We start from the raw sequence: 12386 nt of genomic DNA, 5'->3' as shown, positions 1-12386 counted from the left end.
AATACCTCGGCTACCCACTACATGAGGGGTAGTGCGACTCAAACACACCGCTATGGTTGGTATGTAGGAGTCGTTTTTCGGCGATTCTCCGACAAGCTCCTAGACGAGCCCTGACAATCCCTTTCAGTAGGGCTGGACCTTGTGTTCGTCGTTCAGGGGGGCGCCTGCTGCCGGCTTCTCGCTCTCCTGCTGCCCCTCGATAGGAACCGGAGCAATGGGTCTCAGGTGCGCATGACTGCCGACGGCGAGAATTCGCATTGTGCGGATATCCACGGCATGAACGGTCCTGTCCATGCTGGCCAGGGCCCCCGATGAGCCCCAGAGGGCCTTCGTCGGACAGGCCTGTTCCGCGACAGTAAATCGGACCTGCACGACTCCCGCGGGACCCGGAGCCGCCGTGACGTCATGGGAGGCGGGCCGATAGAGACAGGTCTCTTCAGGACGGGTGCCCTCGGGAGGCCTAGCCTCGCTTGGAAGGAAGTCCGCCAGGGCGAGGAGGATGGCCGCGGCCACGTTGCCCTCGAGTCGGAGCCGCCCTTCCCTGGGAAGTTCGGGAGGGGGCTGCATCGGGTCCCTCTCCAGCAGGCGCTTGTTGCGCACGTCCACTTCGTAGGTGGCCTCCATGTCCAGCGGCGGAGCCCCCCGGTAACAGGCTCCGGGAGCAAGGGAGAAGCGGACCAGCAGGGTTCCTTCCTTTCCCGGTGCCGTCTCCACGTCCCAGGATTGGCGTTGGAGGACGCAGATATCGCTGCGGCTCGCTCCGGCCGAGGGGCGGACATTCCACGGGAGGAACCGCTCCATGGCGAGCTGCATGGCCGCGACCCGGTTGGCTGAGAGTTCAATCCGGCCCTCTTCGGGCAGATCCTCTCCGAACTTGAACCAGGCCGACTCTTCGGCTGGAACGTAACGGACATGGCTTCGAGCCGTCATACAGCCCGAGAGGGCGAAGCACAGCAGGAGGCCGGCTGCTCTTCCCATGAAGTCCTTCCTACGGAGCCGCGAATGCAGGTGAGTATTCATGGTTGTACAGGGGTGATGATGCCCGAGTCCTTGTCCTCGGGTTGGATGTAGCCGATGAGCTTCCAACTCCCCTCCTGCCGTTCATAGACCTCGCCGGGCCGGGCTTCACGGACATACGGCACCAGCTTCTGGATGCGACAGGTCGTGTCGAACTGAATGCGGACGCGATAGCGCTGGTTTCGCCCGCGTCTGTCGGGCTCGCTCAAGGGGGAGGATGACCATGGATGGCTATGGAAGTCGGCAAGTGGCTCGAGCTGGCCCCGAGAGTCTTTCACCACCGCGGGTGAGAAACAGGATTTCCGTTTGCTCGGACCCACCAGCGCCGCTCTCGTCAGGGGGGAAGGCTTGCTCGCGTAGTAGAGGCCATCCTCGAACGAGTAGATGACGCCGCAGTATTCCTGGCCGTATTCGCCCAGCCGCGCTCTGGGCAGAGCCATCACCGCCGGGCAGAGCTGGTCGATGACTTCATCCACGTTCCCTGAGGGACGGATGTCCTCCCAGGGTCCGCGCACCCAGACGATTTCGGAGTCCGCGACAAAGCCGTAGTCTTCCGTCTCTCCTGCACCACGTGGGCTGCTGGCGCACCCAAGAAGACACATCCCCACCAATCCGGTTCGGACGTTCATCAAGCCATGCCGTGAGCGATGCATTTCGGCCAGAATGATGCCTTGGAAGCGCCACTTTGGATAGGGCCTCCATGGATCGTCAGATGGCCCCCACCTCTGCGCCATGCTCTGCCAGCCACTGCTTGCGGAGCGCGAAGTCTGGCAGCGCGCGCTCCACCGCTCGCCAGAAGCCGGGCGAGTGATGCGGCTCGCGCAGGTGCACCAACTCGTGCACCACGACGTAGTCAGCGATGCGCGGCGGCAGCAGGATGCTCCTCCAGTGGAAGTACAGGCGGCCTCCCTTTCCGCAGGAGCCCCAACGGTAGCCCAGTTCCTGCACCGCTACGCTCGTCGGCTTCACGTCGATGCGCCCCGCATAGCGCTCGACCCGCGTCTCCAGCCACGGACGCGCGTGCTCTGTGTACCACCGGACCAGATGCTCCCGCCCCTTCGCCGCGTCCGACCGGCGCATCCGGAAGCGTCCCGCCGCCAGCTTCACCGGCATCTCCTGCTCCGGCACCAGCAACAGCCGGAACGTCCTCCCCAGGTATGGCAGCCCCTCTCCACTGACGAATCGCCTCGCTGGGATCGCGGGCTTCAGCGCCTCCCTCGCCGCGAGCTTCTCGTACACCCACCGCCGCTTCGACTGCACGAAGCGCTCGAGCCGCGCCTGATCGCAGCCCGCGGGCGCCGACAGCAGCAGCCGCCCGTCGCGCTCCACGGTGATTTCCAGCGTGCGCCGCCGCTCGCTGCGCCGCACCTGGAACTCCAGGTCTCCCATCACCAGCGCGCTCATTCCCCCACCAGCTTCGCGTGGTTCGCCTTCGCCAGCTCCATGACCCGGTCTGCCAGATGCTCCAACCGCTCGAAGGGAACCACCTCCAACTCATCCAGGAACATGAAGACCTTCCCCCGGAGCTCCCCCTGTCGCTGGGGATTCTTCCAGAATGCGACCACATCCATCTCGGACCGGAGTAAATCCACGAGCCGCAGCGTCACCTCCACCAGCCACCGGGATTTCTCTTCCCCCACGGGCTGCTGCTTCTCGCGCTCTTCCTTGAGGATGGAGAAGAACGGCGCCTCGGTCTGGGGATCCAATCCGCTGTCATCCTGTTTTCGTCCACTCTCTACCTCGGGGACGAAGTCCTTCAAGGCGAGCGCGAGCTGCTCCCAGCTTTCACCGTACGTCCGGAGAATCTCCTCCAGGCGCTCGGAGAGCTTCTGGTAGTGGACCGGGTCCTCATCCATGTGCTCGCGGATGTGGTAGCGGATGGCGTGCTCCATCTCCGACGCCTTGGCTCTCGGTGACACCTCTCGCTCCACGTGTGCTGCGAACTGTGGGTGCGTGATGGAGATGGGCGGAATCTTCGGGTCAACTCCCAGCGAGACGATGTGGTCGTCGATGAGCTTGCGCACCTTGGCGCCCACCGACTTGTCCAGGCTAGGCTTGCCGTCCCTGTAGCGGATACGGGCGCGGCCGAGCAGGAAGCCAAGCCGCTTCGAATCCTTCACATACGGGAGCGCCTCGGGCCGGGGCAGCACCAGGTCCAGCAGCTCGAGGAACTGCTTGAGCTTGACGGTGAACTCGGCGCGTAACCGGGTGTCGCCGAGCAGCTGCAGGCATGGCTCGTCCGGACCCCGGAAGTCCACCCCACGGCTCTCGAACAGATCCACCAACCGTTGGTGCCTGTCGCGCAGCGTGGGCAACTCGTCCGAGAGGCTGCGGAGCACTCCCTCCACGTCCTCCACGCTGTAGGCGGCGAGCGCGTCCTTCAGATGGCGGGACACGTTGGCGTAGTCCACGAGAATGCCGGCCGTCTTCCCATGCTTGGTGCGGTTGACGCGGGCAATGGCCTGCAACAGCTCCGCCTCTCGGATGGAGCGGTCCAGGTACATGACACCCTCCACGGGCGCGTCGAAGCCCGTGAGCAGCATGGACTTCACGATGAGGAAGGCAAGCGGGTCCGCCAGCGCCTCGTCCTCGTACACCAGCGGACGGGTGAAGCGGACGATGCGTGCCTCCGTCTTCGCCGGGTCCGACCACTCCTGGTACAGGGAGTCATCCTTGTCGGTGCCGGAGATGACGGCGGCGAACTCCAATTGGCGTACAAGGAGGAGGTGCCGCCCGGCGCGCACGGCGGCCCGGAGGCGGCGTGGCCTGTCCTGGAGCTGCAGATCGTCCAGTGCCCGCTCCTCCGGGGTGAGCGCCTCGGCCTCGGAGACCAGCTCGTCCCGGGCCTTGGCCAGCGCCTCGGTGTAGCGCACGGCGGCGAGCCGGCTGTAGGCCACTACCTGTGCCTTCAGCCCGTTGGGGAGGATGTTCTCCACGTAGTGGCGCAGCATGTCCCGCGCCTTGTCCTCGATCAACTCCCGGGCCTCGAGCGCCTCGCGCAGGGTGCCGTACCGGCGTTTGATGGCCTCCCGCTCCTCGTCGGAGTAGTCGCGGAACCAGTCCGCGAAGAGCTGGTCCAGATCTCCCCCGTCGCGCACCGCGCCCTTGGAAGAGCGGCCCTCGTAGAGGATTGGCACCGTGGCGCCGTCCGCCTCGGACTCGCGCAGGGTGTAGCGGTCCAGGTAGTCGCCGAAGATGTCGTGGGTGCGCTTCTTCTCGCCCATGAGGATGGGGGTGCCCGTGAAGCCGATGCGCGCGCAGTTGGGCAGTGCCTTCATCAGGTTGGCGTGCAGCGCGCTGGAGTGCGAGCGGTGCGCCTCGTCCACCATGACGAGGATGGACTCGTCCTCGTTGAGCGTGGGGAACTCATGGGATTCGGTCTCGGGGGCGCCGTCCTCCTCGTCGCGCAGGGCGTACTTCTGGATGGTGGCGAAGACGAGGCCGGGCCCCTTCTGCTTGAGCAGCTTCTCCAACTTCTCCGTGTGGCGGGCCACGAGCACGGACTCGCCCGTGAGCGTCGCGGTGTTGGAGAGCTGCCGTTGCAGGTCCTTGCGATCCGTCACCAGGACGACCTTGAAGCGGCGCAGCTTCTCCTCGGAGCGCAGCTTGCGGATGAGGAACACCATGGTGAGGCTCTTCCCCGAGCCCTGGGTGTGCCAGATGAGGCCGCCCCGGCGGTCGTGCTCTCCGTCCTGCGCGCGTGTCTTCCCATGGAGGAGCCGGTGCACAGCGGCGCGCACGGCACGGAACTGCTGGTACCGGCAGACGACCTTCACCGTGCGCCCGTCCACCTGCTGATAGAGGGTGAAGTGGCGGACGATGTCGAGCAGGTGCTCCGGGCGGAGCATGCCGGCGATGAGCTTCTGCTGGCTGGAGAGCTGGGAAGGATGCGTGAAGTTGAGTTCGGTGGCCACGTCCGCGAGGAGTACGGGCGCGGTGTCCTTCCACTCCAGGTAGTGTCGTAGACCGGCGCCAATGGTGCCCGCGCGGGCCTCGTCGAAGCAGGTGGCCACGAGGAACTGGTTGGTGTGGAAGAGGCGCTCGTTACCCTCGTTGTCCGAGACCTCTCCGGCGGCCTTGCGCTGATTGGAATACAGGCGGAGTTGGTCCACGGCGGACGGGAGGGGCTCGGCCGCACCCGGACTCTTGCACTCCACCACGACGAGCGGGATGCCGTTCACGAAGAGCACCAGGTCCGGGACGATGAAGCCCTTGGACTGGCCGCCTGGGCAGTCGACGCGGAACTGGTTGATGACGGTGAAGGTGTTGCGATCCAGGTGCTTCCAGTCGATGAAGTGGATAGTGCGGGAGCGGCCCTGGTCCCAATCGGGGAGACCCTCGACGGCGTGGCCCGTGTGGAGCAGTTCGGTGGACTGCTGGTTGGCCTCCATGAGCTTCGGCGCGGAGATGCGCTCGAGGGTGCTCACCGCCTGTGAGATGCGGTGCTCGTCGAGCCAGGGCTGGCCGTCACGGAGGTTGATGTTACGAAGGGCTTTGCGGAGTTCGTCCTTGAGCAGCACCTCGCGAAACGAGGTGCGGCCGGTCGCAGACGGATGCGCGAGGTTGCCGGTGACCAGCTTCCATCCCATGGAGGTGAGCTGATCGATGAAGGGAGACTCGACAGTAATGAACTCGAGACCGGAGTTCATGGGGCGGCCTCTTTCAGCAGAGGAGTGACGCGCACGCGACCAGTGAGAAGGTCTTCCATCAGACCATGCTTGAGGAGTTGGAGCTTGTTTAGCTCAAGACGCTCACTGTTGATCGATGCTTCGTTTTCCTCAATGACTTGGACGACCCTCTTGCTCTCTCCTTCTGAGAGACGCGGAACCGGCAATGCCAAGACGTCACTGCCCTTGATGTTCTTCTGGACTCCCCCAACTGCTAGGCGGTCCAACGCTGGCCTTCCAATAAATGAATTGAAGTAGCGGCGATACACGCGGGATAGTCGTGGTTGATGTAGGCGAAAACGAATGAGGAATGCGCCCGGCACAACATCAAGGGTGTGCCCAGGAAAAACCGCTGCAATGCCGCAAGTCCCACTCCGCGAGATGAGCAAATCATCGGGCAGCAGAATGTGCTGAGCGAAAGTGGCTGGGGAAATTGCAGCTCTCGGCATCGTTGCGAGATCTATGTTTCCTTCCTCATCCATATCGGTCGTTCGCAATGTGGCGAGCGGGCCATCCACAGCATATCGATCTGCAGGGAAGCGCGGACCAAATGCACTGGATTCGCAGAGAGCCCCGAAGGGCACGACCTCCCAAGCCTTCGGAATCCGTCCTAGCGAAGACTTCTTGAATTGCTCCGGGTTCCGCTCGGGGTCGCGTAGTTCGCCGTTCTCATTGATGCCGCAGGTTAGCAGGTCGTGCAGTAGTCCCTGCTTTACCTGCTTCAGCTTTGCGATGAGTTGCTCGGTCTTCCGAATGGCCTCGTCCAGCGTGTCGAGTATTTCGGAGATGCGGCGTTGCTCGGAAAGAGGTGGCGCATAAACGCTCAATGAATAGAAGATCGTAGGGTCAATGGACTCGACTGTCGTGCCGCTCTTGACTGCCTTGTTGACAACGCGCTGCTCTAGTCCGCGCAGAAGGTGGAATGCATAACCAGCGTCAACGTCAGTCGCGGGATGCAGGACTTTCAAGTCTTGATTTACCGTGAAAGGTACCTGTCCTCTTGCAACTGGGAATGAGTGTCGCAGCACTCCACTTCGGAATACGACGGCAATATCGCCCTGCGAGTAGAGCTTGAGTCGATTTGCACCACGCTCAGTGAGTTGCTCCGCCGAATGTCGAATCACGTCCTCTGACATGTCTTTGGGGCTGACCCAGGGAATGCTGCCGCCTTCCCAGTAAGCTGAAACTGCTCTTGAAGGTGTTGCGCCACCTTGCCATTGGCCTAGCGAGCCGACTGAGCGCTTTGGTTCCCTATCACGCATACCCCAACTCCTTCAGGAAGCTACGCAGCCTCACGTTCGTGGCGTCTCTTTCCTGTTCGATACTCGTGAGTGTCACCCGGTATTTGTCCCACCATTCCTCGAACGCCACGGCCACTTGCTGGCGGTGGTCCGCGATGTAGCGCCCCCGGATGGTGTCGAGATTCCCGCGCAGAATGGCGAGCACCAACTCTCGCGCAGCGGCCTCGTCAAGCTTCGTAATGGCCGAGCCAAGCCTCTTCACGAAGTCATCCCGAAGCGCGCTCAGCTTTTTCTTGACTGTGCCCAGTTCCTTCTTGAGTGTCTTGAGGTCCTCCTCGGTCAATTGCTCTATGGACTCGTCGGCCTCTTCCTCATCCTCGCCGACTTGAGCCCCCTTGAGTGTTGCCTCTATCTCGGCCTTCTTGGCCTCCAGTTCGGAGATGTCGGCCAGGTACTGTGGCAGCAGGTACTTGACGAGCGCGTGGTCGAGCGGGTTCTCCTTCGACTTCTGGTCCTCCAGTGCCGACAAGATGCTGGATGCCCACGCCTCTACCAGCCCCCGGAAGCCCTGCGCTGCCAGCGTCTTAAGGTCGTTCTGCACCTCGCCCCACCACGTGGCGATGACGCCCGTCACCTGGAAGCGGTCGAGCAGGCCCACGGGTCCAACCTCTTGCTCAAAGTTCGCGAGCAACTGCACGCGCAACGGCATCAGCGCTTGCGTCTTCGGCAGGCTCGTGAACCCGCCCTGGTTTTGCTTCCACCAGGACTCGACGGCCTCCGCGAGCGCCTTTTCCCGGGCGGCCATGCCGGCATCCTCGCCGAGGCGCTTCTTCAATCCGGCCTTCTCCGTTAGGCCATCCGCAAAGTCGAAGTAGCGCTCGTCCCGTTCCTTCAACAGCCGCTTCGGGTTGAGGCCGTGGGCCTCGAAGAGCTGTTTCCTCGCCTTCACCTCGGCCCTTGGGATACCGCCGTGGAGGTGCGCCCGCACGTTATGCTGCTCAGAGGGCGGCGCGTTATCGGCGTAGCGGCGGATGTTGAGGTTGTCGCCGTTCTCCCGCAACTCCTCGCGGCTCACCACCCGGGCGAACCCGGGCACATCCTCGAACGCCTCCCAGGTGCTGACCACCTTCTCGATGTGCTCGGGTTGCAGATGGTTCTGTGCGCGGCCTTCGTAGAACTCACGGTCGGCGTTGATGAAGAGCACCTTGTTCTGGCGCTCCGGCGGCTTCGCCCCGCGTGCCCGGAGCACGAGAATGCAGGCGGGAATGCCCGTCCCGTAGAAGAGGTTCGGCCCCAGGCCGATGACCGCTTCGAGCAGGTCATCGTCCAGGATGCCGGTGCGGATGTCCTTCTCGGGTCCCCCGCGGAAGAGCACGCCGTGGGGCATCACCGTCACCACCATGCCATCCCTCTTCAGCACCGCCAGCATGTGCTGGACGAACATCAGGTCAGCCTTCTTGCCGCCCTCGGGGCAGAAGCCGAAGCGGAAGCGCTCCCGGAACTTCATCTCCTCCTGCGAGTAGTTTTGCGAGAAGGGTGGGTTGGTGATGACCCGGTCGAAGCGCATCAACTCTCCTCCCTCGGTGTGCATCGGGCCGGCGAGCGTGTCCCCGTTGCGAAGGTCCGCATCGGGGATGCCGTGCAGCAGCATGTTCATCTTGGAGATGGCCCACACGCCGCCATTGGACTCCTGGCCATACAGGCGCAGGTTCCTCGAATTGAGCTGGTGCTCGTCCAGGTACTCCTTGGCGAGCACCAGCATGCCGCCCGAGCCCGAGCAGGGGTCGTAGATGTGCATGCGCTCCTGGGGCCGGGCGATGCGCACCATCATCCGGACGACGGAGCGGGGGGTATAGAACTCGCCGCCCTTCTTGCCCGCCGAGTCCGCGAAGTCCCGGATGAGGTACTCGTAGGCTGCTCCGAGCAGGTCCGGGTACTCGAAGTCCTCGTTGCGCAACCGGACGTCGTCGAAATGTTTGATGAGCTCGCGCAAGCTCTTGTCGGAGATTCTCGACTGGCCGACCTTGCGGTTGAAGTCGATGTGGTTGAGCACGCCCTCAAGGCTGGTGTTGTCCTCCTCCAGGGCCGCGAGCGCCCGGTTGATCCCGGTACCGACGTCCTGGTGGAGTTCGTCGCGGATGTGCTTCCAGCGGGCATCCTCGGGCACGAAGAAGGTGCCGGCGTCGGAGTAGTAGCTGGGACTGTTCGCGCGCTTCTGGGCCTCGGCGGGGGGGCGGCCCTTCTTCAGCTCCTTGTCGAGCAGCTCCTGGTAGCGGGCCTCGAAGACGTCCGAGCACCGCTTTAGGAACAGCATCCCGAAGATGTACTCCTTGAACTCCGAGGCATCCATCTTGCCTCGGAGGATGTCGGCGGCGGCGAAGAGGTGGCGTTCGAGTTGGGGCAGGGTCAGGCGAGCCATGGTGGTGCCTTCCTACCATCGAAGGGGGGCTCCCGACGCCCTACGCATAGTGCTCCTGGTTCTTCACCTCTCGTACCCGCCGCCCCGGTGTAGAAGAGGAGGGACGAGGAGGGTGCTCATGGCGGACACGGGGTTCTTCAAGGGCTGGCTGGGGCCGTTCAAGCTCATCAGGCGGTACACGACCCGGAAGCCGGAGCCGGAGAGCGGCGAGCTGGGCCGTGTCTACGAGGCGCACAACGTCCTCACGTCCAACCCGGCCCTGGTTCTCATTCCGAGCGAGAGCGCTCCCATGGAGCCGCAGGAGGAGTGGCGGGTGCGCCTGCGCTCCCAGTCCGCGCCGCCCTACGTTGCGCTGGAGGTGGAGAAGGCTCCGGCCTCGGGTCGGCTGTCCCAGTTGCGCGGGGTGCTCGAGCTGCTCGGAACGGTCGTTGAGCGATTGGGGAACGGTGAAGAGGCGCGAGCCCATCTCACCTGCCTGCCCATGGGGCCACTGGAGTCCCTGAAGTACCGGGCCGGGCGCGCCTGGAGGTGGACTCGCGCCAGCCGCAAGCGCACCTTCGCAGTCTGCTTCCTGATGTACCTGTCCTTGCGCCTGGTGGTCCATGTGGTGGAGATGGACGTGTATGGATTGAACTGGGACATGACCCCTCGGCCCGTGATGCAGGGCGTTCCCGTGCGGCCCGCCGATGCACGTCGTGCTCCAGCGCTGATCAACAAGGCCTCGGTGGCGCAGGGGCCCATCGCCTATCCCCTGCCCGCGAAGCCATTCATCGACCAGGCCAAGGCGCCCTGCATCCCCAATGAGGGCGAGGTGGAAATCAACGGCGGCTGCTGGGTGGCCCTTGAGAAGCGCCCCCCCTGCTTCGGCAGTCAGGCCGAGTACGAGGGCAAGTGCTACCTACCGGTCTCTGCCCGCTCCCGGGACAAGCGCGAGCCCCGGTCCTTCCACCAATAACGGGTCCCCGTGGTGAGCATTGACCTCGACGCGCGCGAGCAGTTCCCGTGCTCATGCTCAGTGAAGAGGCGATGAAGCGTCCTCGAACGTCGGGGGGAACACCCCGAGCTGCTGCATGACGGGCAGCAGGTCCATGCTGTCCCAGAACTCGACGAACTTGCCGTCTCGGAGCCGGTACTGAGGGTGACCCCTGAATTGGATTCTCCGTCCGGAGGCGGGAATTCCCATGAAGGGCCCGGAGTGGATGGCCGTGAAGTGGAGGCGGGGTGCGATCATGTCGTCCGCGTAGACAAAGCCCTCCAGGGTGATTTGGACGTCCGAGAAAGCCGCCAACCAGGCGTCGACAGCCGCCCTCACGCCGGGCAGGCCAGGCCCGAAACCAGGGATGGGCGGGTGGAGGGTGATATCGGGAGCAATGAATCGCTCGAGCGCTTCCACCCGGCGCTGGTGGTAGATGGTGTCGAGGTACTCTTCGAAGAGTTCTCGGGCCTCTCTGGCATCCATCGTCGCCTTCCTGGTGGGGTGTGAACTCCTCCTTCGGTGAACATAGGCAGTCGTGCACGCACTCGTATCCGCCCTTGTGAGCAGGGGAGGTGCGGCACGGCGGCCTGCTCCCTCCCTTTGCGACACGAATCCGTCGGCTCGGTGTAGAAGCTGAGCGTCATGGCGAGCAGGACCATCGAAGAGGGCCGCATCAAGCGGCTCAACACTCACGAGCCGAAGGACGGCGACTACATCCTCTACTGGATGCAGCAGAGCCAGCGTGCGGAGTTCAACCCGGCGCTGGAGTACGCCATCCAGCGGGCCAACGAGGCGAAGCTGCCGCTGCTGGTGGGCTTCGGCCTCATGGACGGCTACCCCGAGGCCAATGTCCGCCACTACCGCTTCATGCTGGAGGGACTCCAGGACACACAGCGCACACTGGCTCGCCGGAAGATTCCCCTCGTGGTCCAGCGGGGAGGCCCGGACGAGGTCGCGCTGAAGCTCGCGCGGAAGGCAGCGCTCGTGGTGTGTGACCGGGGCTACCTGCGGCACCAGAAACAGTGGCGCAAGACGGTGGCGGAGAAGGCCGCCTGCCCGGTGATTCAAGTCGAGGGCGACGTGGTGGTGCCGGTGGAGGCCGCCTCGGGCAAGGCCGAGTACGCCGCACGCACCATCCGTCCCAAAATCCACCGTCTCTGGAGCGCGTACCTCGTGGAGCTCACGCCCACGCCGCTGAAGACAGACTCGTTGGGGCTCGGTGTGAAGGGGCTCGAGCTGGAGGACCTCGACGCCGTGCTAGCGAAGCTGGACCTGGACCGCACGGTGCCTCCGGTGAGCCACTGCTTTCGGGGTGGCACGAGCGAGGCAAAGCGCCTGCTCCGCAAATTCCTCACCGAGCACTTCCCCGAGTATGAGGAGAGCCGGCCGCACCCGGAGACGACGCATGTCTCGCACATGAGCAAGTACCTCCACTTCGGGCAGGTGAGCCCGGTGCAGGTGGCGATTGCGGCGCGTGAGGCGAAGGCGGCGGACAACCAGCGCGAGAGCTTCCTCGAGGAGCTCATTGTCCGGCGCGAGCTGGCGCAGAACTTCGCCGAGTACTCGCCACACTACGACACCTTCGAGTGCTTGCCCGAGTGGGCTCGAAAGACGTTGGACAAGCACCGGAGCGACGAGCGGCACCACCAGTACACTCAGGCGCAGCTCGAGCAGGCGCGCACGCATGACCCGTACTGGAACGCCGCCATGCGAGAGATGCGCTACACGGGCTACATGCACAACGCCATGCGCATGTACTGGGGGAAGAAGATCCTGGAGTGGAGCAGCACCCCCGAGCACGCGTACCGCACGGCGCTCGCGCTCAACAACCGGTACTTCCTGGACGGGCGCGACGCGAACTCCTACGCGAACATTGGCTGGCTGTTCGGCCTGCACGACCGGCCCTGGGGCGAGCGCGAAATCTTCGGCACCGTGCGTTACATGTCCTCGGGGGGTCTGGAGCGGAAGGCCGACATGGAGGCCTACCTCGAGAAGGTGGACAGGCTCGTGGCCGAGGCCAAGGAGGCGGGCGTCCGCTTCGAGGGCGACTGAGTCCTTGCGTCACA

General features: G+C 64.1%; 9 protein-coding genes. 2 read left to right on the top strand and 7 right to left on the bottom strand.

Translation table 11 applies throughout. The features are described 5' to 3' along the window. Positions 1–123: 123 nt before the first annotated feature. The 6 genes from OV287_RS51785 to OV287_RS51760 all read right to left on the bottom strand — a co-directional run bounded on the left by OV287_RS51785 (position 124) and on the right by OV287_RS51760 (position 9344). Positions 124–978: a hypothetical protein gene (locus OV287_RS51785; protein WP_267541515.1), complete on the bottom strand. Its 855-nt coding sequence runs from the start codon at positions 976–978 to the stop codon at positions 124–126. Positions 979–1016: 38 nt separating this feature from the next. Then, the gene (locus OV287_RS51780) at positions 1017–1646 is read right to left on the bottom strand and encodes a hypothetical protein (RefSeq protein ID WP_267541514.1); all 630 of its coding nucleotides are present in this window, start codon (positions 1644–1646) and stop codon (positions 1017–1019) included. Between the two features lie 79 nt (positions 1647–1725). Further along, entirely contained in the window at positions 1726–2421 is a 696-nt protein-coding gene (locus tag OV287_RS51775) for a M48 family metallopeptidase (RefSeq protein WP_267541513.1), read from the bottom strand. Then, positions 2418–5666, bottom strand: coding sequence for a type I restriction endonuclease subunit R (locus OV287_RS51770; RefSeq protein ID WP_267541512.1), 3249 nt, complete (start codon positions 5664–5666; stop codon positions 2418–2420). The genes OV287_RS51775 and OV287_RS51770 overlap by 4 nt, the downstream gene beginning before the upstream one ends. Further along, a complete protein-coding gene (locus OV287_RS51765) occupies positions 5663–6946 on the bottom strand; it encodes a restriction endonuclease subunit S (protein ID WP_267541511.1) in 1284 nt (427 codons plus the stop codon). The genes OV287_RS51770 and OV287_RS51765 overlap by 4 nt, the downstream gene beginning before the upstream one ends. Then, positions 6939–9344: an HsdM family class I SAM-dependent methyltransferase gene (locus OV287_RS51760; protein ID WP_267541510.1), complete on the bottom strand. Its 2406-nt coding sequence runs from the start codon at positions 9342–9344 to the stop codon at positions 6939–6941. The genes OV287_RS51765 and OV287_RS51760 overlap by 8 nt, the downstream gene beginning before the upstream one ends. 118 nt (positions 9345–9462) lie before the next feature. On the opposite strand from OV287_RS51760, the gene OV287_RS51755 reads away from it, so the two are divergent. Next, positions 9463–10299 carry a hypothetical protein gene (locus tag OV287_RS51755; RefSeq protein ID WP_267541509.1) on the top strand — a complete coding sequence of 279 codons (837 nt, stop codon included), beginning with the start codon at positions 9463–9465 and terminating at the stop codon, positions 10297–10299. Positions 10300–10356: 57 nt separating this feature from the next. Here OV287_RS51755 and OV287_RS51750 read toward each other — a convergent pair whose 3' ends face one another. Beyond that, positions 10357–10803, bottom strand: a complete 447-nt coding sequence (locus OV287_RS51750; protein ID WP_267541508.1) for an ester cyclase — start codon at positions 10801–10803, stop codon at positions 10357–10359. Positions 10804–10962: 159 nt separating this feature from the next. Here OV287_RS51750 and OV287_RS51745 point away from each other — a divergent pair, with 159 nt between their 5' ends. Next, entirely contained in the window at positions 10963–12372 is a 1410-nt protein-coding gene (locus OV287_RS51745) for a deoxyribodipyrimidine photo-lyase (RefSeq protein ID WP_267541507.1), read from the top strand. Positions 12373–12386: the final 14 nt, after the last annotated feature.

Origin of the sequence: Archangium lansingense (assembly GCF_026626635.1) — a bacterium.
In the GTDB taxonomy this organism is placed as follows: domain Bacteria; phylum Myxococcota; class Myxococcia; order Myxococcales; family Myxococcaceae; genus Archangium; species Archangium lansingense.
Note: the sequence above shows the minus strand (reverse complement) of the source record. Positions and strands in the feature narration are given on the sequence as shown.